At 43.7% G+C, this 23,436-nt stretch carries 22 protein-coding genes and 1 pseudogene; 21 read left to right on the top strand and 2 right to left on the bottom strand.

Annotation, left to right across the window (positions count from 1 at the left end; genetic code table 11):
- Positions 1-119: 119 nt before the first annotated feature.
- From MKX36_RS20495 to MKX36_RS20460, 8 genes are all read left to right on the top strand, one after another.
- Positions 120-1,346 (top strand): MFS transporter, encoded by a 1,227-nt coding sequence (locus MKX36_RS20495; protein WP_340865500.1) that lies wholly within the window; start codon positions 120-122, stop codon positions 1,344-1,346.
- Positions 1,347-1,473: 127 nt separating this feature from the next.
- Positions 1,474-1,785 carry a LiaF transmembrane domain-containing protein gene (locus MKX36_RS20490; protein WP_017428655.1) on the top strand — a complete coding sequence of 104 codons (312 nt, stop codon included), beginning with the start codon at positions 1,474-1,476 and terminating at the stop codon, positions 1,783-1,785.
- Between the two features lie 88 nt (positions 1,786-1,873).
- Positions 1,874-2,542: a PspA/IM30 family protein gene (locus MKX36_RS20485; protein WP_019688580.1), complete on the top strand. Its 669-nt coding sequence runs from the start codon at positions 1,874-1,876 to the stop codon at positions 2,540-2,542.
- A 7-nt stretch (positions 2,543-2,549) separates the two neighbouring features.
- Complete coding sequence (locus MKX36_RS20480) at positions 2,550-3,035, top strand: PspC domain-containing protein (RefSeq protein WP_016819932.1); 486 nt, start codon at positions 2,550-2,552, stop codon at positions 3,033-3,035.
- Positions 3,035-3,739: a PspA/IM30 family protein gene (locus MKX36_RS20475; protein ID WP_016819933.1), complete on the top strand. Its 705-nt coding sequence runs from the start codon at positions 3,035-3,037 to the stop codon at positions 3,737-3,739. The genes MKX36_RS20480 and MKX36_RS20475 overlap by 1 nt, the downstream gene beginning before the upstream one ends.
- A gap of 148 nt (positions 3,740-3,887) precedes the next feature.
- Positions 3,888-4,535 (top strand): cell wall-active antibiotics response protein LiaF, encoded by a 648-nt coding sequence (liaF, locus tag MKX36_RS20470; RefSeq protein ID WP_016819934.1) that lies wholly within the window; start codon positions 3,888-3,890, stop codon positions 4,533-4,535.
- Positions 4,536-4,551: 16 nt separating this feature from the next.
- Positions 4,552-5,631 carry a sensor histidine kinase gene (locus MKX36_RS20465; RefSeq protein ID WP_013372996.1) on the top strand — a complete coding sequence of 360 codons (1,080 nt, stop codon included), beginning with the start codon at positions 4,552-4,554 and terminating at the stop codon, positions 5,629-5,631.
- Positions 5,609-6,259 carry a response regulator gene (locus tag MKX36_RS20460; RefSeq protein WP_013372995.1) on the top strand — a complete coding sequence of 217 codons (651 nt, stop codon included), beginning with the start codon at positions 5,609-5,611 and terminating at the stop codon, positions 6,257-6,259. Before MKX36_RS20465 ends, MKX36_RS20460 begins: the two co-directional genes overlap by 23 nt.
- A gap of 76 nt (positions 6,260-6,335) precedes the next feature.
- Here the strand turns inward: MKX36_RS20460 and MKX36_RS20455 are convergent, their stop codons facing one another.
- On the bottom strand, positions 6,336-6,791 hold the full coding sequence (locus MKX36_RS20455; RefSeq protein WP_016819935.1) for a hypothetical protein: 456 nt from the start codon (positions 6,789-6,791) through the stop codon (positions 6,336-6,338).
- Between the two features lie 248 nt (positions 6,792-7,039).
- Between MKX36_RS20455 and MKX36_RS20450 the strand changes: the two genes are divergently transcribed.
- The 3 genes from MKX36_RS20450 to MKX36_RS20440 all read left to right on the top strand — a co-directional run bounded on the left by MKX36_RS20450 (position 7,040) and on the right by MKX36_RS20440 (position 11,426).
- Positions 7,040-7,804 carry a YwmB family TATA-box binding protein gene (locus tag MKX36_RS20450; RefSeq protein WP_016819936.1) on the top strand — a complete coding sequence of 255 codons (765 nt, stop codon included), beginning with the start codon at positions 7,040-7,042 and terminating at the stop codon, positions 7,802-7,804.
- A gap of 187 nt (positions 7,805-7,991) precedes the next feature.
- A complete protein-coding gene (zwf, locus tag MKX36_RS20445; RefSeq protein ID WP_016819937.1) occupies positions 7,992-9,548 on the top strand; it encodes a glucose-6-phosphate dehydrogenase in 1,557 nt (518 codons plus the stop codon).
- Positions 9,549-9,845: 297 nt separating this feature from the next.
- Entirely contained in the window at positions 9,846-11,426 is a 1,581-nt protein-coding gene (locus MKX36_RS20440) for a peptide chain release factor 3 (protein ID WP_016819938.1), read from the top strand.
- Positions 11,427-11,578: 152 nt separating this feature from the next.
- On the opposite strand, the gene MKX36_RS20435 is transcribed toward MKX36_RS20440, so the two are convergent.
- The gene (locus MKX36_RS20435; protein ID WP_016819939.1) at positions 11,579-11,812 is read right to left on the bottom strand and encodes a small acid-soluble spore protein SspI; all 234 of its coding nucleotides are present in this window, start codon (positions 11,810-11,812) and stop codon (positions 11,579-11,581) included.
- Positions 11,813-11,969: 157 nt separating this feature from the next.
- Between MKX36_RS20435 and MKX36_RS20430 the strand changes: the two are divergent.
- The 10 genes and pseudogenes from MKX36_RS20430 to MKX36_RS20385 form a co-directional block, all read left to right on the top strand.
- Positions 11,970-12,638 (top strand): annotated as a pseudogene (locus MKX36_RS20430) (potassium channel family protein); the annotation flags it as partial.
- 77 nt (positions 12,639-12,715) lie between these two features.
- Positions 12,716-13,504, top strand: a complete 789-nt coding sequence (locus MKX36_RS20425) for a TrmH family RNA methyltransferase (RefSeq protein ID WP_340865494.1) — start codon at positions 12,716-12,718, stop codon at positions 13,502-13,504.
- 582 nt (positions 13,505-14,086) lie between these two features.
- Positions 14,087-14,788, top strand: a complete 702-nt coding sequence (locus tag MKX36_RS20420; RefSeq protein ID WP_340865493.1) for a response regulator transcription factor — start codon at positions 14,087-14,089, stop codon at positions 14,786-14,788.
- Positions 14,785-15,771: a sensor histidine kinase gene (locus MKX36_RS20415; protein WP_016819944.1), complete on the top strand. Its 987-nt coding sequence runs from the start codon at positions 14,785-14,787 to the stop codon at positions 15,769-15,771. Before MKX36_RS20420 ends, MKX36_RS20415 begins: the two co-directional genes overlap by 4 nt.
- A gap of 100 nt (positions 15,772-15,871) precedes the next feature.
- On the top strand, positions 15,872-16,651 hold the full coding sequence (locus tag MKX36_RS20410) for an ABC transporter ATP-binding protein (RefSeq protein ID WP_025365805.1): 780 nt from the start codon (positions 15,872-15,874) through the stop codon (positions 16,649-16,651).
- Positions 16,617-18,620 (top strand): ABC transporter permease, encoded by a 2,004-nt coding sequence (locus MKX36_RS20405; RefSeq protein ID WP_340865490.1) that lies wholly within the window; start codon positions 16,617-16,619, stop codon positions 18,618-18,620. Before MKX36_RS20410 ends, MKX36_RS20405 begins: the two co-directional genes overlap by 35 nt.
- Positions 18,621-18,836: 216 nt before the next feature.
- Entirely contained in the window at positions 18,837-19,946 is a 1,110-nt protein-coding gene (locus tag MKX36_RS20400) for a TolC family protein (RefSeq protein ID WP_340865489.1), read from the top strand.
- Positions 19,947-19,981: 35 nt separating this feature from the next.
- Positions 19,982-21,454 carry an efflux RND transporter periplasmic adaptor subunit gene (locus MKX36_RS20395; protein WP_340865488.1) on the top strand — a complete coding sequence of 491 codons (1,473 nt, stop codon included), beginning with the start codon at positions 19,982-19,984 and terminating at the stop codon, positions 21,452-21,454.
- Positions 21,451-22,188 carry an ABC transporter ATP-binding protein gene (locus MKX36_RS20390; protein WP_016819949.1) on the top strand — a complete coding sequence of 246 codons (738 nt, stop codon included), beginning with the start codon at positions 21,451-21,453 and terminating at the stop codon, positions 22,186-22,188. Before MKX36_RS20395 ends, MKX36_RS20390 begins: the two co-directional genes overlap by 4 nt.
- Positions 22,185-23,399 carry an ABC transporter permease gene (locus tag MKX36_RS20385; RefSeq protein ID WP_165083737.1) on the top strand — a complete coding sequence of 405 codons (1,215 nt, stop codon included), beginning with the start codon at positions 22,185-22,187 and terminating at the stop codon, positions 23,397-23,399. The genes MKX36_RS20390 and MKX36_RS20385 overlap by 4 nt, the downstream gene beginning before the upstream one ends.
- The last annotated feature ends 37 nt before the right edge of the window (positions 23,400-23,436 follow it).

The following is a 23,436-nucleotide window of genomic DNA, read 5'->3' as shown; positions in this document are numbered from 1 at the left end:
GGAGGGCTTTTTTTATAAGAAAACTAAAAAAACAATTAAAGTTTTTTTGTTTTTGAAGTTGAAATACTGAAAATTTACTAAGGATAAATAAAATGTTCTTGAAAAGGAAGGGTGGAAATATGTCTATTCTGACAAGAAATCGGGGAGCAATGCTGTTATTGATGCTTAACATTTTTTTAGCATTTATGGGGATTGGATTAGTTGTTCCCGTGTTACCGAAATTTATAAGCGAGCTAGGGATGAACGGTTCTTCCATGGGACTGATGGTTGCAGCTTTTGCGCTGACGCAGCTTTTATTATCACCCTTATCTGGAAAATTGTCTGACCGTTATGGACGTAAAAAGTTGATTGTTTCTGGAATGATCATTTTCATGCTATCAGAGCTTGTTTTTGGACTAGCGAGTTCTGTTCCTACGTTATTTGTTGCGAGAATCCTGGGCGGGGTAGGTGCAGCGTTGCTCACTCCTTCTATAATGGCCTACGTCGCTGATGTGACCTCATTTGAGGAAAGAGGCAAGGGGATGGGGATGATCAATGCAGCAATTAACACGGGCTTCATCATCGGGCCAGGAATTGGTGGTTTGCTAGCCGCCTATGGAATACGTATTCCTTTCTTTGCAGCGGCAGGAGCAGCAGCAATAGCGGCTATTTTGTCTCTGTTCGTGCTGCCTGAGTCTTTGAGCAAGGAAAAACAACAGTACAATAGAGAGCTTCCGCGTGAAAAAGAAAACCTTTTACAGCAATTTGCCAAGTCCTATCAATCTCCGTATTTCATGGGCTTGCTCATTGTATTTGTCGTTGCTTTTGGATTGGCGAATTTTGAAACGGTATTTGGACTGTTTGTTGACCATAAATATGGTTTTACACCGATGGATATTGCCATCATTATAACGACAGGGTCTATTTTGGGGGCAGTTGTTCAAGCAACTATATTTGGTTGGATCATTAACCGTTTTGGTGAGAAAAAAGTAATTCACCTTTGCTTGGCTATTGGAGGACTGTTTATTTTCCTAACTTTATTTGCCGAGCAGTACGTGATGATTATGCTGACGACTTTTATCATTTTTCTGGCTATGGATATCCTTCGCCCAGCAGTAAGCACTTCTCTATCGCGGCAGGCTGGGGATGAGCAAGGGTTTGTAGCGGGTATGAACTCATCCTATACCAGCTTGGGGAATGTAATTGGACCGTTAGTTGCAGGACTGCTGTTTGATGTTCATATTAATTTGCCTTATATGGTGGCAGCGGTAGCCTTATTTGCTTGCCTCGTTCTTTCACTACGCTCTAAGCATGCAGGAAAGCGACACTCAACAACCCTTGCAGCAGAGCAGCGTAGAAGTGGTTAGCCGCAGGTCTATATTCACCCCCGACTTAGGTCTAGGTTCAAAAACCGTCTGGGGTCCGTTTTGTCAAACGTTAGGTCAGCGTACAATAAGGACATAAGCAAGAAACAGTGAAAGGCGGTGAGAGATGATGAGAGTTAACAAAGGGAATGGGTTAGCCATTGTACTGATCGTGTTGGGTTCGATTATGCTGCTCGGTAAGTTTACTCCGTTTTTCGGTCACTTTGTAGGACATCTGATTGGTTACTTAATTCCGATAGCGATGATTATGCTGGGGTACTACGGTGTGAAAAGAGGAAATGCGCTCTTCGGTTGGATCGTGCTTGTGCTCGGGGTACTGATTTTACTGGGCAAGCTGTCCTGGCTTATTGGACCACTGTTAGCAATCGGATTAATCATATTTGGTGTATCCATGCTGAGTGACCGTAGAAGACGCTACTGAATGTGACAGTTTGAGGATGAAGAAAAATGTACGAAAGCAAAGAGCAAGAAATGATGAAAATACGAACTTGTGAAAGGAGTAGACGCCAATGAGTGTTTTTCGAAGAATGCGTGATATTACGGTAGCAACCTTCAATGAGCATTTGGAACAAAGTCAAGATCCGGTACAACTCATTGACCAGTTTCTATATAATACCCGTCAGGAAATCGCCGAAGCGGAAAAGCTTCATCAGCAGTATGCAGTGCATACAAGACAAATGAAGCAGCAGTTGGATCATGCATTGTCCATGCAGGCCAAACGGGAGGAACAAGCGCTTCTGGCTTTGAAAGCAGATGAGGAACACGTCGCAAAGCTAGCCCTTCAGGAAAAAATGCTGTATGCAGAAAAAGAAGAGCAGTATAGAGAACTGTGGGAGCAGAGCCGTGAATCATTACGTGAATTGGAGCAACAGCTGGATACATTAAAGACAGAATACCAAACGGTACACAGTAAGCGTCAGTATTACGCTGCACGTGTACAAACGTTGAGACTCCAGCAGCAAATGAACGAACGGGCAGGTACATACGGTGGACGAAATGTTCCCCGAATGTTCAACCGCTTGGAAGACCGGGTAGCCGATATGGAAGCAGAAACGATGAGTCTGCGTGAATTGCGTCGGGGTGAGGAGTATACAAGGGATGCTCACAGCGGTGGATCGCTGCTCGAACAAGAGTGGGCGAGATTGAAAAGCAAGCTGAACAACAGCGGGAAGGAGTAAGTAAATTATGACCCGAATTTACCGATCAAGCCGGGATAGAGTATTAACTGGAGTATGTGGCGGTCTTTCTGACGCAACAGGAATGGACTCAACTTGGATACGTATTCTGGTTGTGATCAGTTTCTTTATTACAGCAGGCACCACATTTATGATTTATGTGATTGCAGCGTTGGTTATTTCCAAGGAACCAAGATCTCCTTACGATGGAGGATTCGGTCCAGATAGCGGTCCCTATACCCAGCAAGATCCGCGCTATTATGGCGGTAGTAATACTAGAACACAGTACGGACAAGGAACTGGTTACAATCAAGGTGGAGCATACGGCAACTCGAACCCGTTTGGTCAGGATGCCCGCTATTCATCCAAATTTAATGCAGGACACAACAGTGATCTGGATTCCATGATGGAAGATATCGAGAAAAAAGCAATGAAAAAGGAACTGGAAGAGTTACGTAAAAAAGTGGAGCAATTCGAGAAGGGAGAACGTAAATAATGGGAATCTTTAAAAGAATGAAGGATATGACAAGAGCATCGGTGAATGAAATGTTGGATAAAGTTGAAGATCCGATTATCATGTTAAATCAGTACTTGCGTGATATGGAGGCAGAAATTCACGAGGCTGAGGTAACAGTCGCCAAGCAAATGGCAAATGAGCGTCGTATGAAACAGCGCTTGGAGGAGGCTGTACGTGTATCCAATGAGCGCGAAAAGCAGGCCGAATCTGCATTGCGAAATGGTCAGGAAGAAGTAGCCCGCAAGCTGCTGGGCGAGAAGATTTATTTTGTGCAAAAGCAGGATGAATACCGTGACTTGCACACTCAAGCCGAGCTTCAAGCGAAAGAACTGGTACAGCAGCTTCATGGAATGAAGGATGAATTCTACAAAATGCGCAATAAGCGTAATGAACTGGTATCCCGTGCTCAAATGGCAAAAGCCAAAAAGCAAATGTCGCAAATCAATAGCTTGCACACGATTGAAAGCGGGTCTGCTTCGCTGGGCTTCCACCGCATGGAGGAAAAAATCATGCAAATGGAGGCGGAAGCTGACGTACTGCGTGCCCCTTATCGTCAAGCACCGGGAGAGGCATATGTTAATCCCGCAGAAGCTGAAAAACAATTTAAAGTGGATGAGCAGCTTCAACAATTGAAGTCCAAAATTCAGACAGGTGCTAAACCTGTAGATATGAAGAAGGACTAACTACTCGGAACCCAAACATTATGATATGCTGTATAGATGGACACTGACCAATAACAGTGCTCAATCTGTATGGTTCGGGAAGCCATATGGCCATAAATTGCGCCACTATGGCTTTTCCTTCCTGTATAAGCAAAAAAGGGGGTGCAGCATGGAGAGAAGAAAATCAGCCTTGGCACTGGCAGGGATTGGCATCGGGATTATTATTTTATTCGGTCAGTGGATTGGGTTCCTCTCCGTGTTTGCACTGATCCTAATGTTGGCGGGAATATATAAGATTCGCAATTCTAAAATCAAAAAGGGCTATACGATGCTTGCCATCGGTGCTGGTCTGCTGGTGCTGGATCATTTGTTCTTGTTTGTGGTGATCACATTGGCTTCGCTGGCTGTGTTCTATTCACGTTCCAGGAAGCTGCATAAAGGTCAAAGCTCCATATTCAAACACAATTTCATATCCAATCACAAATGGGATGAAGTGCCGTGGAGCTTGCGTAGCACAAGTATATGGCATGTGGTTGGGGATGTGGATGCTGACCTGACGCTGGCTCTTCCAGAGGAACGTGAGCCCGTCATATTTTTACAGGGGATCTTCGGTGACATTGACATCACGCTGCCGGATAATTACGGTGTAGAGGTGGAGATGTTCGTATTGTTCGGGCAGATTCAGTTCGACCGGGACCATGAGGCGGGGATGCTCAACCGACTGGTGTGGAAGTCTCCTCATTTTGAGCAGAGTGAATATAAAGTGAAGTTTGTCGTTTCGTACCTGGCGGGCGATGTCCGCATTCGATTTTATTGAATCAGGAGGAACCGGGATGAATCATAAAAAAACGTCCAACATGGTAACCCGCAGTATGGGTGAAGGTATCCTCCTGTGTGTTGTTGTGGGCGTAGTTGTCTTTTATATGCTGTATACATATGGATATGTGAAGTCGTTCCCAACCTGGGGAATGATACTGAAAGTAGCAGGAGCCGTTATACTGGTGTTGATTGGTACAGGCGCAATGTACGGATTTTATGAAAGTTATCGCTTTAAAAGCAGACTGGAAATGTTAAGAGAGACATTGCTAATGTGGGAAAAGGGCACCCCTGCACGTGAGTTGCCACCCCTAGGGCATGATGAGCTTGGCAGGCTGGGAGAGCAGTTGGAACGAATCGGACGTAAATGGCAGGAACAAGTTACGTCTTTACAACGCTTATCTACAGATAATGCTCAGCTGGCAGAACAGGCACGGATGACTGCGATCGTGGAGGAACGGCAGCGACTGGCCAGAGAGTTGCATGACGCAGTATCGCAGCAATTATTTGCTATTTCAATGACAGCGACGGCTGTGGGCAGGACACTGGACAAGGATTTTGATAAAGCGCAGCGTCAGGTTGCATTAATTGAAGAAATGTCTTCCGTGGCACAATCCGAAATGCGGGCGTTACTCCTTCATTTACGGCCTGTCTATCTGGAAGGAAAACGGCTTGAGCAGGGTTTGCGTGATTTGGTACAGGAATTACAGGCAAAAGTACCAATGGAGATTGATTTTGAGATGGAAAGCGGAGTACAGTTGGTTAAAGGCATTGAGAATCACTTATTTCGCATTGTTCAGGAAGCGATGTCTAATACATTGCGCCATGCCAAAGCAACTCGTATGGAAATTCGTATCGTGCAGCGCCCGGATTCCATTAGGCTGACGATTCGGGATAATGGTATTGGTTTTGAAATGGATGAGAAAAAGCAGACATCATATGGATTATCCACCATGCAGGAGCGGGTCAGTGAAATTGGGGGAGCTATTCAGTATATAACGGCTCCGGGAAAAGGGACACGGATCGAGGTGTCTGTGCCAGTTATTTATGATGAAAGCGGAAGGAACGATGATCATGGAAACGGAATTACCGATTAGCGTACTGCTGGTAGACGACCATGAAATGGTGCGGATCGGGCTTGCGGCAGTGCTGGGGACAGAAGAAGGGATTGAAGTGGTCGGCGAGGCTGGAAGCGGAGAAGAAGGCATACGGTTAGCATCAGAATACAAGCCAAATGTGATTTTAATGGATTTGGTCATGGATGGCATGGATGGTATTGAAACGACACGCCAAGTGACACGCCTGCTTCCAGAGACAAAGGTGATTGTACTGACGAGTTATTTGGATGATGAGAAAATGTACCCGGTCATTGAGGCAGGTGCATTCAGTTATTTGCTCAAAACGTCTCGTGCTTCCGAGATTGCGGATGCGATCCGTGCAGCTGCACGCGGACAGTCCGTACTCGAGTCACAGGTGGCCTCTAAGATGATGAATCGATTCCGCCAGCCACAGGCTGAAGCGCCCGCACATACAGAGCTAACAGATCGTGAGATGGAGGTTCTTCGCTTGTTGGCACAAGGGAAGTCTAACCAGGATATCGCAGATGAACTGATTATCGGGATTAAGACGGTAAAATTCCATGTCACGAACCTTCTCGCCAAATTAGGAGTAGAGGACCGCACACAGGCGGCAATCTATGCCTATAAGAACGGCTTAGCAGAGTAGATTATAAAACGACAAATACAAAGAACCGGAGGCGATGAATGGTCCTCCGGTTTTTTTGTGTTCTGAAATACGGCGTTTAGATAAGGAGGAATAGAAAGGCGATTAAGGCCAGATCTAGTGCAAGCCCTCCCCCGTATCCATATCTGCCGCGATAGCCTGCTCTGCCATTTGCATAATTTCCATTTCCGTTTGAGCCAAATTCGCCTACGTTATAAGGAAAGTATGGATTTAGAAGTTCGTCGGGCGGTCTATTAAAGGCATTTAGCTTGGCAGAAGGGCGAGCTTTGTTTTTGGAATTCCTTTTTTTCTTTTTAGAGGAGATTTTTTTAGCTTTTTGTTTTCCTTTGTTACTGTAGCTTCCGGCATAGAGACTACCAGGAAAGGAGGATGGATATCCGTTCAACATCAGCTTGCCTTTGCTACACCCGCTTAAGATGCCGATGTGTCGTGTACCATCACGCATGACGGCACAGACCATCCGTCCGCCATGAGGTGCCACACTGGCTTCATTTACTGGATAAATGGGAAACATGATTTCACCTCTTTTGGTGTAAGATGCGTTGTGATTATAGTCTATTCCTATAGTGCCTACGGTGTATGGTCGAACACCCAGTAGGCGAATGAATATTTCTGAAGGGTTGTGCTGACTTCCTCTGCGTATAAAACCTCTGGCAACGGGCATGCTATTGATAGATTCGTAGATTTCAATCGAGCCGAAAAAAGAAGCATTCTATCGTGGATATGCGGAGAACGTATGGTTATGGAGGGGAAGGAACGTCCATGTTAAAAGTAGAGATGATTAAAAAGGGAGTTATTGCGATTTTGGTATTAGGAACGGTGTTGGTACTGGCTGGCTGGCGTTACGGAACTCTTCAGACCAACGGAACTGATTCCCGCGAGGCAGAAACGGCTTTACGCTCGTTGTTATTCCTATCGGATCAAACCCCGGGTACACTGGATAAGCTAGTTGTAAAATGGCAAGGCGATTGGATTCCTAATCATGAAGATCCGGCAGATATAGCGGCACAGATAGCTGATCAACTGAATATACCCACAGCAAGTAAACTCGTGGAAAATGGACATACACTTTATCGTTCTGTTCGTGATCGTGAGGATTTGAAAATTCGTTTAAATGTGATGGAACGTCAAACTGGACAATGGTATGTAGTCGTTCAGCTGGAAAGCAGTGATACAGGACGTGAGCAATTGATTCAGCTTCATAAGCTTTGTGCTGAGCAATTAAATTCTATAGGGGTGCAAGCGCAGTGGAACACCTCCGTTCAGCGTTCGCTGCAAGCAAAGGAAAGCGTGGATCAACTGATGAAACGGACAGAAGCGAGCTTAGCAGGGACCATCTCTATGCAGGCTAAAGAAAGATACACAGATGTAAACACAGTAGCCGTATCTTATGAAGCTCCAGACCTGCCATTAATGGTTCAAAGCGGTGAGCATCAAGTCCAGATGCAGATGGCTGTACATGAAAATAAGGAGCAGCAGGATAAACGTATAACACTCGGTTTTCCGCTTATCACGATTGAATACTGACTTATAAGGTAAATTTATGATTCATCGGATAGCTTATCCATGTAGAATATGTTAAAATGTCATCAAATCTTTAGTTCCATGTTTTTCGAAAATCAAGTATGATCTTGTATAAATATACACAATACTACATGCGGATTTCGAGGATTGTGGATTGCGGAATCTTGACATGGGAAGAATGAGGTACTTCATGGCTGACATACCTGTTAAAGAATCTCTTGTGACACAAGGTGCAGTTCTGTTTATTTTTGGTGCTACGGGCGATTTGGCTCGCCGCAAGTTATTTCCTGCTATCTACAGCTTGTACCGCGAAGGCAAGCTTGCTGAAGATTTTGCTGTTATTGGTGTAGCAAGACGTCCTCGCACAGAAGCAGAATTCCGTAATGACCTGTACGCTTCCATACAGGAGTTTAGTCGCTATAAAGCAGAAAATGATCAAGAATGGCAGGCATTTGCCGAGCATTTTGAATATAAATCGCTGGATATCAACAATGTCGATGGGTTTCATGAGCTGAGACAGCAGACGGAGGCTATAGAAGGTAAGTTTAACATACCGGGAAATCGGTTGTTTTATTTGGCCTTGGCTCCTGAATTATTCGGAAGTGTGTCGAAGAGCTTGAAAGAGGGCGGCATGTTGGAAGGCAAGGGCTGGAATCGTCTGGTTATAGAGAAGCCTTTCGGCTACAACCTCGAATCTGCACAAGAACTGAACATTGAAATTCGTGAAGTATTTGCCGAAGAAGAAATTTATCGGATTGATCACTATCTTGGTAAGGAAATGGTACAAAATATCGAGGTGATCCGCTTCGCTAACGCCTTTTTTGAACCACTATGGAATAACAAGCATATTGCCAATGTGCAAATTACGCTGAGTGAAACGGTAGGGGTAGAGGAACGCGGAGGTTATTATGATCATTCCGGTGCCTTGCGTGATATGGGACAGAACCATATGCTGCAAATGCTTACGATGATCGCGATGGAGCCACCTAGTCGTTTGTTGCCAGAGGATATCCGCGATGAAAAGGTAAAAGTGCTGCGTTCACTACGACCTTTTGGATCATCTGAGGATGTGAAGACCAACGTGGTACGTGGTCAATATACTGAGGGCAGTTATCGCGGTCAGCAGTTGCCAGGGTATCGTCAAGAAGACAAGGTTGATCCACAATCGAATACAGAGACTTATTTTGCTTCACGCGTGTTTGTTGATAACTTCCGTTGGGCTGGCGTACCGTTCTACATTCGTACGGGCAAACGCCTCCCTGTAAAAACTACGGAGATCGTTGTGGAATTTAAGAGTATGCCGACCAATGTATATCTCGGTCAAAAGCATAAGCTCGAACCCAACTTGCTCGTCATTCGGGTTAATCCAATGGAGGGCATTTACATTAAAATCAATGCCAAGAAGCCTGGTTCGGAGTCAGATATTGAGCCGCTGGCGATGGATTTTTGCCAAAGCTGTATGGTGGGGATCAACTCACCGGAAGCTTATGAACGGTTGCTGATGGATGCGATCGAGGGTGATTCGACGTACTTCACGCGCTGGGATGAGGTGGCTACAGCGTGGGGATTCGTTGATCGAATCGCCAAAGCATGGCAGCAAACCCCGGATACACTGGAAACCTATGCTGCAGGCTCATGGGGACCTGATGGTGCTCACAAGCTGTTGGAGCAGGATGGCTACAAGTGGTGGCCGGTTAGCGGTCAGGATGAAGATAATGTCATCTGGCGAGTAGGCGGCACTCAGTAATCCCGATTTGTCCAGCATCCCCCTATGTCCTGTTCAGGATGTAAGGGGATGCTTTGCGTTCGGAGTATGCTATAATAGCTTAGTCTCAGGTTTTCAGTTTGCAACTGATTATACGTTAAAGGCAGGCTAAAACATGTAAATAGATCGTATTTATCATGAATATGGTGACGGAGTATGCCGAATACTGGAGCTAACGGCAATGAGCCGATGAACTTATGAAAATAGGCGTGCAACATGGCCTTTTTATAATAGCTTGAGCAGAAATGCAATGGATTTGATCATGAAGGGATATGTGAAATGAGTAAAACAACAGATATACTTCAACAGGAAGTCGACAAACGGCGTACGTTTGCGATTATTTCTCACCCGGATGCGGGTAAAACGACACTGACGGAAAAGTTGCTGCTGTTCGGGGGCGCTATTCGTCTTGCAGGTACAGTCAAAGCTCGTAAAGCTAGCAAGCATGCGACGAGTGACTGGATGGAGATTGAAAAACAGCGGGGGATTTCGGTAACATCCTCAGTAATGCAATTTGATTATAATGGGCATCGCGTTAATATTCTGGATACCCCGGGTCACCAGGATTTCAGTGAAGATACGTACCGCACACTGACAGCTGCAGATAGTGCGGTCATGCTGATTGACGTAGCAAAAGGTGTGGAAGCGCAAACGATCAAGCTGTTCCAGGTTTGTGCGAAGCGCGGAATACCGATATTCACCTTCATTAATAAGCTGGACCGTGAGGGACGCAGTCCCTTTGATCTGATGGAGGAACTGGAACAGGTTCTTGGTATCCGTTCGGTGCCGATGAACTGGCCGATTGGTACTGGGCGTGATCTGTGCGGTGTTTATGATCGTGTCAAAAATCAGGTTGAGTTGTTTCAGGGAGATGACCATTCCACGATCAAAGTACAAAAAGTGGAAGGTTACAATGATCCGATTATTCGCGAGATGGCGGGCGAATATTTGCACGACCAATTATGCCAGGATTTAGAGTTGCTTGATGTCGCAGGTGACCCTTTTGATATGGAAAAAGTACAGCGTGGAGAATTGACGCCTATATTCTTTGGCAGTGCGATTAACAATTTTGGCGTGCAAACATTTTTGGAAAACTTCCTCCAGCTTGCGCCTAAGCCAGAACCGCGCCGCAGTACAGTTGGGGAAATTCAGCCAACGAACGAGAAGTTTACTGGCTATGTATTTAAAATTCAGGCCAATATGAACCCGGCTCACCGTGACCGTATTGCATTTTTGCGTATTGTGTCTGGTAAGTTCCAACGCGGGATGAGTGTTAAACATGTTCGAATGGGTAAGGAGATTAAGCTGTCCCAACCACAGCAGTTCTTGGCACAGGACCGTGATATTGTCGAAGAAGCATTCCCTGGGGATATTATAGGCTTGTTTGACCCAGGTATTTTCCGCATTGGCGATTCACTGAGTCAAGGTGGCGAGGTTGTATTTGATGAACTGCCAACCTTTTCACCTGAGATTTTTGCCAAGGTTACTGTAAAGAATGCTTTAAAGCACAAGCAGTATCTGAAAGGTATCGACCAGTTGACTGAAGAAGGTATGATTCAGGTGTTCCGTACGGTAAGCTTCGATGATACGCTTCTAGGCGTAGTCGGCCAACTGCAATTTGAAGTATTTGAATACCGCATGAAGGGTGAATATGGGGTAGATGTACAGCTTCAGCGTATGCCGTTCCAATTTGCTCGCTGGATTGTGGATGAGCAGATTGATCCGAGCAAGTTCCGTATCAACTCTACGCTGGTGAAAGATAAGAAAGGCAATTATGTCGCCTTGTTCGAAAATGAGTATGCCATGCGTACGGCTATAGAAAAAAATCCGACTGCTAAGTTTTTGGAAATGGCTCCATAAAATTTTATATGCAGAGCAGTCTGATCTCAGTCATTTGATATATACCACGAATAGTCCACTCGACATGAATGCGAGTGGACTATTCTCATTTTCGAATACGGGTAAAAATAATGAGCACAATTAAAGCATAACAAGAAGTTGAATAGCTAGAGCTAGGTTAAGGGCACGGGTTTGATTTTATCGATTTGTTCATGTGCCAAATGGACGAAGTCATGTTGCTGGTTTGGACTCATATGCTTCCATGCGATTTCAAGAATGACACCCAATCCAGGCAAAGCGGCTTCCGGTCCATCCACTGACCCAATAATCATATCCGTAAGATCAGCCTCTGATTTGCCGTGAACTTTGTGAACAATCGCTTGTCGTAAATCCATTGTAATGGGCATGTGTACCTCCCGTATGTTGTAATAGTGATCGAATGTATTATGGCTTGGGCTGTGGTCCAGTATACATGGAGAAGCATTTGGAATAAGGATGCCAAAATTTATGTTTGTAGCATGATATGCTATACTATGACGGACAGTATGGTGAGCGGGAGGTAAAGAAGGAATGGCGAAAAAACAGTATGCGGTCATTGGCATGGGGCGCTTTGGGTCCAGTGTTGCCAGCGCGCTGAGTGAGATGGGTTTTGATGTGTTGGCTATCGACTCGGACGAGCAGCGTACACAGGAAATGTCGAATATTGTGACGCATGCGGTGTCTGCCGATTCGACGGATGAGGAAGCACTGCGAGCACTGGGTATCCGCAATTTTGACGTAATTGTAGTCGCAATTGGTGAAGATATACAAGCCAGCATTCTAACAACATTGATTCTCAAGGACATGGGTGTGCCCGCTCTTGTGGTCAAAGCACAAAATGAACTACACGGGAAAGTGCTGCAAAAAATAGGTGCGGATAAAGTGGTTTATCCTGAACGGGATATGGGACTGCGGGTAGCCCATCATCTAACATCCCCCAATATTCTGGATTATATCGAGCTGTCCAAGGACTACAGTATTTTGGAGATGCGAGCCGCTGATTCCATGATTGGCAAAAATCTGAAGGAGCTAGACATACGTGCACGCTTCGGCTGCAATGTAATGGCGATTCGCAGAAACCAGGAGATGAACATTTCACCTTATGCTGAGGATCGTCTTGAAGCGGGTGATGTGCTGGTCATTGTGGGTCACAAGGACGATCTAACCAAGCTGGAGCTGGCTTTTGCAGCTTAGAGAGGTTTGATGTTCAAGTACAAGTGATGCATCATTTATTTTTAAAGAAACGGACCATAGAACGGAAGGTTAAACGAATGGAAATCATTTCACCGAATAATGCGCGTGTAAAAGAATGGTCGCAATTGCTGGAGAAAAAGCATCGTACACGGCAGCATAAATATATTGTTGAGGGTATTCATCTAGTGCAGGAAGCGTTGCGTTCGAACGCGGCAGTAGAAAGCGTCGCCTATGATTTGGACAAGGGGATTCCTGCCGAGCTGAATGGTCTGGATTCAGCCGACCAGCCGGTGGAATGGATTCCCGTGTCGGCGGCGGTCATTGCCAAATGCACCGATACCAAGACGCCGCAGTCTGTCTTTGCTATCGTGCGTAAGCAGGAGCAGAGCGTATTCGCAGTATTACTGGAGCAGCCAGATGCGCTGGTGATGGTGCTGGACGGGGTACAGGACCCCGGCAATGTAGGCACCATTATCCGCAGCGCGGACGCTGCTGGAGCCGCAGGCGTTATATTGGGTCATGGCTGCGCCGACCTGTACAACCCCAAAACGATCCGTTCCACGATGGGGTCGTTATTTCATCTGCCGGTCATCGAAGGCAGTCTGGAGGAGCTTTTGCCGCAGGCCAAAAGCAAAGGGGCCCGCTTGCTCAGCACCTCGCTGGATGCAAGCTTGTCATGCTATGCCGTGGATTTGCGTGTATCCACCTGGCTCGTGATTGGCAACGAGGGCCAAGGTATTTCTGCTGCTACCGCTAGTATGGTGGATGAATCAGTATTCATTCCAATGCAGGGACAAGCAGAGTCACTGAATGCAGCCATGGCCTCTACGGTGTTATTATTCGAGGCGATGAGACAGCGAAGCTAAGAGAATGAACACGGATTTTGTGGGCTATAGCATCAATGATTACTAAAATGAGTCGGGTCATAGAGCCCGACTCATTTTTTTAGAGAATGTTATATCTGTCATGATCTTGATCCCTTTTAAGGGTAGGTCTTCATTTGGACATAATACATATATTACTGTTGAGCTGTTTTCTATATACCTTACAACAAAGTAAGGTTTTTGTAAGCTTTGACTGTTGTTTGTGATGTATAGGCTAGTTAGTATGTTTAATAGCTAGGCAAGGAAAGATGTGAGCATATGAAGTATTCAAAGAACAAAATAAAAAAGGTAATCAAATCAAAAAAAGACTTCGATGAGACGATAAAAAAATATAAAGGGATCATTATTACAGTAACGGTTATCGTTATGATGATTATAACGTTAACTGCTCTGGTGCTTGGCACAATGCATATTATTCGAGACTCAATCTATATCACAATTGAATCTTCCTAATTACAATTAAAGAAAATGGATTGTTGTTATTGCTTGGACGATTAAATCAAGGCATTATATAGAGAAAATCATGTTATTAAAAATTCAAGCACTAAGAAGGTAGAAAACACAATGCATAAAATATTAATCGTAGAGGATGACCCTCAAATTAGCTCTTTACTCCAGTCCTATCTTAAAAAGTATGGTTATCAAGGAGTTGTCGTTTCAAATTTTGATCAGGTAATGAGTACTTTTCAGGAAGTAAAGCCTGATTTGGTCATACTTGATGTGAATTTACCTCGTTTTGATGGATTTTATTGGTGTAGACAAATTCGCACCCAATCTACTTGTCCTATCCTTTTTGTGTCCGCGCGGGATGATAAGATGGATCAGGTCATTGCTTTGCAGAACGGGGCGGATGATTACATTACTAAACCGTTTCATCCCGAAGTACTGTTAGCCAAAATAGAAAGTAATCTGCGACGTGCCTATGGTTTATATGCAGTTGCCCAAAAATCACGCTCCATAGCAGTGTCAGGCTTGACTCTATATCCTGACATTATGGAGCTTGTGTTTCATGACAAGCAGGTAGAAATGAGCCATAAAGAAGCTGCGCTACTGGAGCTACTGATGACATATCCTAAGCAGGTTGTAGGGAGAGTTCATCTCTTAGAAGCTTTATGGGATGATTACCAATATGTCGGGGAAAATACACTGAATGTTTATGTTACTCGTGTCCGTAAAAAGCTGGCTGAGTTGGGGTTGGAGGATATCATAGAGACGGTTAGAGGAGCTGGATATCGGCTGCACTTGACTGAGGAGGAAGAACAGTGAAGCTTTTTTGGCGTGATCATTTCTCAATGATCATATTCAATATCGTCCAACTTTTTCTTGTGTTAAGCATTTATTGGATGGATGGTTATCATAACTTGTCTACTGCTCTTTATTCCGTCTTTTTTGGGACCTCCATATTGCTGATCTATTTACTGTTCCGGTACGTCATGTATTCTAGTTTATATCGATTACTTTCCACTGCAAATATTAGAGATCTAGATGAACTCATTCAGATGAAGGTACTTAATCCTCTTGCCTCTTCTTTACAGAATTTGCTTTTACAATTTTACCGATTGTATCAGTCTCGAATTCATCAGTTAGAGCATCAACAGCGTGATCACATTACTTTTATTAACCAGTGGGTTCACCAGATGAAAACTCCCCTCTCTGTTATTCATTTAATTCTCAAAGGAAAAATAGATCCCGAGTCGGATCAGATTCATGATGAGATTGATCGAATGGGAAAAGGACTGGAAATGATCTTATATATGTCACGATTGGAGGCCTTTGAACCTGACTTTCATGTGGAGCCTGTTGTATTACGAAAGCTGGTTAGTGAAGTGATTTATGATAACAAAAGATTATTGATTCGTAACGAAATTTATCCTTCCAATGAAGTGGACGAGCAGTTGAGTGTGATTACCGATGCCAAATGGCTAAGATTTATAATTAATCAATTGGTGACCAATGCGGTGAAATACTCTTCAGGTCATGCCCACAGTCTGAAGTTGATATCTGAGATAAGAGATAAAGTGTTTGTGCTGAAAGTACAGGATGAAGGAATCGGTATCCCTAAAAAAGATATTGAACGGGTATTTGAGGCTTATTACACAGGTGAAAACGGACGGAAGTATAGTGAATCTACCGGAATGGGCCTGTACATGGTGTCAGAAATCTGCAAAAGGCTGAGTCATGACATTCAACTGAAATCGACGGTTGGTGAAGGAACGACGGTTGAGATCTTGTTTTCAATTCACAAATAAGAACCTTACAACACATTTAAGGTTTCTGTAATGTTAATCGATCGCTTCATCCCTCTGGATGAATTATGATCATGACATAGGAAAAAGAAAGGAATGAACGATGGAGATTGTACGAATGGATCAAGTCACCAAAATATACTATGGTAAGGTTCCCTACCGAGCTCTCAACAATATCCATTTAACGATTCAACAAGGTGAGTTTGTAGGCATTATGGGTCCGTCTGGTAGTGGGAAGACAACATTACTAAATATGATTTCCTCCATTGATATGCCGACTTCTGGCGAGGTTAGCATTAATGGGGAAAATCCACATCTGCTCAAGAAGGATAAGCTCGCTTTATTTCGTCGCAAAGAATTGGGGCTTGTATTTCAAGACTATAATTTGCTGGAAACTCTAAGTCTGGGAGAGAACATACTATTTCCTCTGATGCTGAATAAAAAAGGATTAAAGGAAATGGGACACAAACTGGAAGAGGTAGCGAAGAAACTGGATATTGCAGATATTTTAGACAAACGGCCTCTTGAGGTGTCAGGGGGGCAAAAGCAAAGAGCAGCTATAGCCAGAGCTATTATTCATTCTCCTTCACTCCTGTTGGCAGATGAACCAACTGGAAATCTCGATTCCAAATCTTCACGAGTTGTGATGGAAATGTTAGAACTCATCCATCGCGTAGACAATTCCACAATCGTGCTGGTAACACACGGTGCCTTGGAAGCCAGCTATTGTGATCGGGTAATTTTTATTAAAGATGGCGAGTTATTTAATGAAATCCACCGTAGTCACAGTCAGCAATTATTTTTTCAGGAAATCATAGATATGCTCTCCTTTCTGGGGGGAAGTAGACATGCACATGAGCTTTCGTCTGTTAGCATGGAATAATCTCAAGCATAATGCGCGTGCTTATGTACCTTATTATTTAAGTAGCTCCTTGATGATTACAATTTTTTTCGTATATGCGATGTTTATTTTTCACCCGGATGTCTCCAATGCAATCATGGCCTTTAATGTAAAAAAGGGATTACAAGTTGCTGATCTATTGATTTTTGTATTTTCCTTTTTCTTCGTATTATACACAAACAATATTTTTATTGCTGCACGTAAAAAAGAATTCGGTATACTGACCATTTTGGGGACACATCGCAGACAAATTTATTTTTTGGTTGCTTATGAGAATCTGATTATAGGCTTTTTATCCTTGATTACCGGGATTACGGGAGGATTTGTTTCCGCAAAGTTCTTTCTACTTTTGGGCTCCAGTGCCACAGGGCTGTATTTAACATTTTATTTTCCTTGGAAAGCACTGGCTTTCACTGTAGTTGGCTTTATGTTTTTGTTTACCTTGATCTCACTTGTATCTGTTTTCTTCATACGCCAATCTAAATTACAGCAGCTTTTTAGCAAGGTTCCTCAGCTCAAAAAAGAGCCTAAAGCTTCATGGAGCCTGTCCTTTCTTGCAATAGCGCTAATAGGAGCGGCTGTATATTTAATGAAGCTGGATTTTCCACCATATATTTATCTGGCACCGTATCGTTTGGGGACTCTATCCTTTTATATGTTGCACTATTCAGTTGGAGACACATTTAAATATACGATTGTAATGGGGTTTATTGGAATTTACTTACTATATGCCCAATCATGTGTATTATTCGTTCAATTGTTTAGAGCCAACAGGAAATGGTGTTGGAGTGGAACTCGTTTGTTATGGCTTTCTGAAATCACATACAAAATGAGGAATAATGCCGGGCTGTTTACATTGGTTACCCTAATTTCTATCGTTTCCTTTCTAGGAGCAGCTTCAACTTTTGACTCCATGCAGCAGCAAAATAGATTTCTTAGGGAGCAGTCTTATTCATTTGCATTTTTTTCTGATGTTGTAAGTTCCATAGATCTTGAAGATGAGATTGATCAAAATCTTTATAAGGCCGGGGTGGATTATTCGAAAAGTGAAGTACTGATCTTTCCCTTTCGTGAACAGTTGGCACCTGTGATGAAACAATCCAACTATGAGCCTCTTGCTTCTAAATTAAAGAAACAAATACAGGTACCTACGCTTCGAGATGATCAAAGCTTTTTCATTTTTGATTCAAACGGGATGTCTTTAGAAGAACAGAAAACCTTTTTTGAAAAAAGGCTAACTTACAATCAAGGGAAATCCCGAATTACGGGTATCCAGATTGTGGATACTCAGAAGATAGACCATAGCATAAAGTTTGATGGAAACATCATTTCTGAACTAGGAAGGTTGCTTGTTGTCTCAGATCAAACTTACGAACATTTAATTAAACAACAGTATTTCAATGTTCCATTGGCATACAAATCTGTTTATTATTTTGTGCCTAAATGGAAGAGTGGTCAAGTATCATTGGAAACTTCTGAGACCCAAGAAGAGGTGTGGTTGTATTCCCTGCTGGCCAACAAGGTGAATAAAGGATCGCTTAACTCTAGAGCAGTGGATTATTTGACATCGGAGATGGATCTGAATATTAGTAAATTTATTGGCGGATTTATCGCCATCATTATGTTGGCAAGCACAGTAAGCCTGCTTTATTTCAGATTGTATGTAGATCTTAAACGGGATGAGGAAATATACCGGGCTTTATCCAAAATTGGACTAAGCTCAAGGGAAATGAGACGAGCTGCATCCAGACAAATTGCATTCCTATTTCTTCTGCCATTAGTTGTTTCATCCATAGGAATAGTGCTTTGTTTAGTTATGTCAGAACCATCTGTAGTACCCTTTCATCTTACGCTTATTCAAATTATGATTTGCTTTTGGGTAATTCAATTCTTTTCCTTTCTTATTGTACGTTTCCTGTATCTTCGTCAATTGGATCTAAAGATACTGTAAGAAACGGTAGGTCGTGTAGAAAAAGTTGCAGAAGGGTAGGATTGGACTCCTCCTTTCTGGAATTTTTCATCGAATACAAAATAAGGTCTCAATGGGCCGAGAGCCTTGACGAGTAGGAGCAGGGCAAATTTGTTCATCAGAAGATAATTAATTCATATAACAACACATTAGTGAATTCTATTCAAGTCGATACCATATTTTAAAAGTGGGGATATCATGAAAAAAAGTTTGTTCATTTTATTGCTGCTCGCCTTGTCGGCCAGTTCTTTATCAGAGTCCTTTGTTCAAGCAGAGGAGGCGCAGCAGCAGGTTACCAAATCGAGCGTGAAACTAACACTGAACCAAGCCCAGCAATGGGCGCGGTCTAATAGCTTTAGCTTGAAGGAGGCCCAGCAAGCGATAGATCGTAACCGGATTAACCTAAAAAATGCTGGTAAGAATCTGGATTTTATTCCGGCAGGTACAGGCAACGGTGAAGAGGATGCGGCTAGTAGTTCAGCCTGGAAGGGATATGCTTCATCGACGGTTTCTTATCTGGAATCCAAGAAGCAAATTGAACTTGCCCAAGATCAGACAGACTACGCTGCAATGAAAAACTATTACGATGTACTTTTGGCTGATAACAAAGTGAAGAGTAGTGAGGATGCACTTTCGCTCGCGTTATTAGAGGAAAAGGCTGCTGAAGCGAAGGCCAACCGTGGAAAAATTTCACCAGGTGACCAGAGCACGATTATTCAGACTCGTATAGAGGCTCAAAAGAATGTAGACATTGCAAAGACTGCATTGCGAAAAGCGATGGATTCATTAAATACGCAAATGGGTCAACCTCAAGGTACGGTATATGAACTGGTTGATCGCCCTGTTTACCCCAAAATAGACAACACGAATTTGGATACGTTGGTGACGCGTGCAATCTCGGCGAGTCCTTCGGTGTGGAGACAGGAGGAAGCTGTCAAGCTGGCCAAGATGGAAGTTAAATATTACACATGGAACTCAGGAACTGATGATTATGAAATTAAGCAGATTGATGTAGATTCAGCAGAAGGCGGACTGGAAAATACCAAGGATCAACTGGCAGAAACCTTGAAGAGCATGTACTTTAACTTACAGCAAAATGTTGAACAATACGAGCAAATGCAAAGTAATCTACAGAACGTCAATAAAGTGTTGGACATTTCTCGTAAAAAAAAGGAACGTGGTTTTGCTACAGGTACGGAAGTCGCCACGAATCAATTAAAAGTGAAGCAAATCGAACGGAATATGGATGAACTGATTGTTCAAATGACGTTGCTGCAACATGCTTTGAACAAGCCGTGGAGCGTATAGGATTTAGAAAAAATACTTTTGAAGGGGATATAACATTGTCAGAAATAGAAAAGAAAGATGCATTGCAGGTAGTAAGAAAGAAAAGAAGGCTGAAAAGAATTATAGGCATTTTTGTCCTGATCATTATAGCGGGGATTGGCGGTACTGTTTATATGAACAGGAGTAAGGAAAAGCCTGTGGAGGGTCCTGCAAACCAGATCGTACAGGTACAGAAAACAAACATGACCGAGTCGCTTAAAGTCACTGGAACCGTTCAGGCTTCCAAGGAAGTAAACATTAATTTTACAAATGTCGAGGGTGCCAAGCTCGTCGCTGTCAATGTCAAAGCAGGAGATAGCGTCAAAGCAGGTCAGATTCTAGCACGATTAGATGATTCGGATGCCAGGCTGCAAATTAAGGATGCCGAATCGAATGTGGCGATTGCAAGAGCCAAACTGGAGGAAGCCAAGCGCGGACCCAAAACGAATGATATAGAGTTGCAGAAAGCTAATGTCTTAAAGGCACAGATGGCGATTAAAACAGCCAAGAACACGATGGAATTAGAGGAAGCCGCTGCTCAAAAGGAGTCGGCCAAGGTGACTTTGGATAAGGCTCAGAAGGATTATGATGACCAGGCTTATCTGGTTCAGAATGATGCGGCAGCAGAAAGTGACCTGGCAACAGCCAAGCAAAATCTGGATAAGGCAAAATTGGATATGAGCAATGTGGAGCTGCAGTACAAGAAGGCACAGACCAAGCAAACTGAGGCGATCGAAGAGGCGGAAATGGGCTATAAAACAGCTTTAATACAATTAAAGTCTGCACAGTCCCCGCCCGAAGCTTCCAACATCCAATCCGCACAGGCTTCTTTATTGCAGGCTGAAACAGCATTAGAGCAGAAGAAAAGTGTCCTGAGTAAATTACAGGTTACGGCGCCATGGGACGGGATCATTTTGAAGGTCAACGGTGATGTGGGTACCAGTCCTACTGCACCTTTTATTGTCATGAATAATTCAAACACAGGGGCTATGAAGGTTCTTGCCAAGGTTAACGAAAGTGATATTGCTAAATTGAAGACTGGACTTCAGGCGACAATGCACTCGAATTCATTTCCGGACAAACAATTTAAAGGCGAAGTCCTCTTTGTTTCTCCAGAGCCGGTTACCGAATCCAATGTGACTACATACAAAATCGAATTGTCTTTGGATAGCCAGAAGATAAGGCTGCAACCTGGGATGAATATGGATGTATCCCTTCAGTTAGCCGAACACAAAAATGCGTTATCTGTGCCGCTGTTTGCACTGAGATCTGAAGGCGGTGTGGATGGAGTATATGTGGCGAAGAACGCGGCGAATCCGGCGGATTATGAGTTTAGACCAGTGAAGCTGGGTGTCTATACAGCAGATCAGGCGGAAATCAAGTCTGGAGTCAAGGACGGTGAGACCATTGTGATCCCACCTCAGGGTGGTAGTGCTGGTTCGAATGGCAGTCCAGAGGGTCAAGACCCTGATGGGGGGCAGGTACAATGAGTGAAACTCAATCCCATAAAGCTGTAATCGAAATTAAAGAACTGAAAAAAATGTATGAGGTAGGCGGTCAGAAGATTCAGGCTCTGCGCAGTGTTAATTTATCTATTAGCGAAGGGGAGTTTGTTGCTATCATGGGGCCCTCTGGTTCGGGCAAGTCTACCATGATGAATGTCATTGGCTGCCTGGATCATCCCGATACCGGAGAGTACTACCTGGATGAGTACTCCATATTGGATGCTAGAGAGAACGAGCTTTCGGAGATTAGAAACCAGAAGCTGGGTTTTGTATTTCAGAAATTCTATCTACTTCCCCGAACTACAGCATTAGCCAATGTAGAGCTGCCTATGATGTATGCAGGTGTACCTGCCAAGGAGCGTCGGGAAAGAGCCGTAGAGGCACTACGCAGCGTTGGCCTTGCAGAACGGATGTACAACAAGCCTAACGAGCTTTCTGGTGGTCAGCAGCAACGTGTCTCCATTGCCCGGGCATTGGTGAATAATCCGGTTATTCTGCTGGCGGATGAGCCTACGGGAGCACTGGATACGAAGACGAGTATCGAAATTATGGAATTATTTCAAGGCTTGAATGAGCTGGGAAAAACCATCGTCTTGGTCACGCATGAGTTGGAGATTGCTGAATATGCCAAACGGTTGATCAGCTTTCGGGATGGTAATATTGAACGAGATGAGCCTATTGCAAATAGACGAATTTCATCAAGGAAGGTAAGCCTATGAATGTAATGGAAACCATCCGTGTATCCATGAATAGCTTAATCACTAACAAGCTACGCTCAATTTTAACGATACTCGGTATTATTATCGGGGTGGCAGCAGTTATTGCCATTATGGCGATCGGAAACGGATCTACAGCCCGCATAAAGGCGGAAATTAATAAATTAGGAAATAACGTATTGATGGTTGCGCCGGCTATGACAATGGTCGATGGTGAAATAGATTATGACCACACACCATCATTTACTTGGGCTGATGTCGAGGCGTTGGAACAAAAGAAGTCTATAGATGCATTAATGCCGAATATAACGAGCAATTCAAAAGCTACGTGGGGGCGATATAACTATAACGCCACTATTGTAGGAACTTCCGCTTCATTCTATAAGGTCAAAAAGTTTTCCTTTGCCGAGGGTAGAACATTTACCAACGATGAGATGGACAAACGCATGAATGTCGCCATACTTGAAAGCCAAGCGGTTCAACGTCTTTTTGGTGGAGATAGCCAAAATGTATTGGGACGGACGTTTCAAATTAAGCAGATCCCTTTCAAGGTAGTCGGAGTATTGGATACTCAGCCAGTTACGAACTTAAGCTACAGTAGTAATGAACAAATTTACATCCCTGCTACAACCATGATGAACCGTCTGGGTGAGAAGAATATTACCGGATTGGACGTGTCTGCCAAGTCACCAGCCTTGATGGATCAGGCTCGCTTAGACATCTTGGAAAGCTTGCGTGTGACACACCAGCTAAAACCTTCGGAACCAGATCAATTTCAAATTATGAGTCTGTCAGAGGCAGCAGGTGCAGCTTCTGGTGTAGATAGTATTATGACCAGCCTATTGGGTGGGGTAGCCGCGATATCCCTCGTGGTAGGGGGAATCGGAATTATGAATATTATGATGGTCTCAGTTATAGAGCGTACAAAAGAAATCGGCATTCGGAAAGCCATTGGTGCCAAGCCGAGAGATATTATGATTCAATTCCTGTCTGAAGCGATCATTTTTGGTCTGTTAGGAGGCACAATCGGAGTTGTTACAGGTATAGGAGCTTCCAAAATACTTGAGGCGGCTGCGCATATGACCATTGAATTTACAATCTCGCCTATCATATATTCGTTTCTTAGCTCTGCGGGCACAGGCATCCTATTCGGAGTATATCCGGCTTATAAAGCAGCAAGTTTGAGGCCAATAGATGCATTGAGATACGAATAATTGAATTGGCACATGGTCGCAACATAAAACGTGAACT

The organism is Paenibacillus sp. FSL W8-0439 (assembly GCF_038008995.1).
Lineage (GTDB): Bacteria > Bacillota > Bacilli > Paenibacillales > Paenibacillaceae > Paenibacillus > Paenibacillus polymyxa.
This window is presented reverse-complemented; position numbering and strand designations above follow the sequence as displayed.

Bases quoted from the DNA above. Each gene is read 5' to 3' on its own strand.
- MKX36_RS20450 (WP_016819936.1), top strand. From the start codon at position 7,040: ATGTTAAAAGTAGAGATGATTAAAAAGGGAGTTATTGCGATTTTGGTA.
- MKX36_RS20420 (WP_340865493.1), top strand. From the start codon at position 14,087: ATGCATAAAATATTAATCGTAGAGGATGACCCTCAAATTAGCTCTTTA.
- MKX36_RS20480 (WP_016819932.1), top strand. From the start codon at position 2,550: ATGACCCGAATTTACCGATCAAGCCGGGATAGAGTATTAACTGGAGTA.
- MKX36_RS20435 (WP_016819939.1), bottom strand. From the start codon at position 11,812: ATGCCCATTACAATGGATTTACGACAAGCGATTGTTCACAAAGTTCAC.
- MKX36_RS20475 (WP_016819933.1), top strand. From the start codon at position 3,035: ATGGGAATCTTTAAAAGAATGAAGGATATGACAAGAGCATCGGTGAAT.
- MKX36_RS20495 (WP_340865500.1), top strand. From the start codon at position 120: ATGTCTATTCTGACAAGAAATCGGGGAGCAATGCTGTTATTGATGCTT.
- MKX36_RS20460 (WP_013372995.1), top strand. From the start codon at position 5,609: ATGGAAACGGAATTACCGATTAGCGTACTGCTGGTAGACGACCATGAA.
- MKX36_RS20410 (WP_025365805.1), top strand. From the start codon at position 15,872: ATGGAGATTGTACGAATGGATCAAGTCACCAAAATATACTATGGTAAG.
- MKX36_RS20390 (WP_016819949.1), top strand. From the start codon at position 21,451: ATGAGTGAAACTCAATCCCATAAAGCTGTAATCGAAATTAAAGAACTG.
- MKX36_RS20455 (WP_016819935.1), bottom strand. From the start codon at position 6,791: ATGTTTCCCATTTATCCAGTAAATGAAGCCAGTGTGGCACCTCATGGC.
- MKX36_RS20425 (WP_340865494.1), top strand. From the start codon at position 12,716: ATGGAAATCATTTCACCGAATAATGCGCGTGTAAAAGAATGGTCGCAA.
- MKX36_RS20400 (WP_340865489.1), top strand. From the start codon at position 18,837: ATGAAAAAAAGTTTGTTCATTTTATTGCTGCTCGCCTTGTCGGCCAGT.
- MKX36_RS20440 (WP_016819938.1), top strand. From the start codon at position 9,846: ATGAGTAAAACAACAGATATACTTCAACAGGAAGTCGACAAACGGCGT.
- MKX36_RS20485 (WP_019688580.1), top strand. From the start codon at position 1,874: ATGAGTGTTTTTCGAAGAATGCGTGATATTACGGTAGCAACCTTCAAT.
- MKX36_RS20490 (WP_017428655.1), top strand. From the start codon at position 1,474: ATGAGAGTTAACAAAGGGAATGGGTTAGCCATTGTACTGATCGTGTTG.
- MKX36_RS20405 (WP_340865490.1), top strand. From the start codon at position 16,617: ATGCACATGAGCTTTCGTCTGTTAGCATGGAATAATCTCAAGCATAAT.
- MKX36_RS20385 (WP_165083737.1), top strand. From the start codon at position 22,185: ATGAATGTAATGGAAACCATCCGTGTATCCATGAATAGCTTAATCACT.
- liaF (WP_016819934.1), top strand. From the start codon at position 3,888: ATGGAGAGAAGAAAATCAGCCTTGGCACTGGCAGGGATTGGCATCGGG.
- zwf (WP_016819937.1), top strand. From the start codon at position 7,992: ATGGCTGACATACCTGTTAAAGAATCTCTTGTGACACAAGGTGCAGTT.
- MKX36_RS20465 (WP_013372996.1), top strand. From the start codon at position 4,552: ATGAATCATAAAAAAACGTCCAACATGGTAACCCGCAGTATGGGTGAA.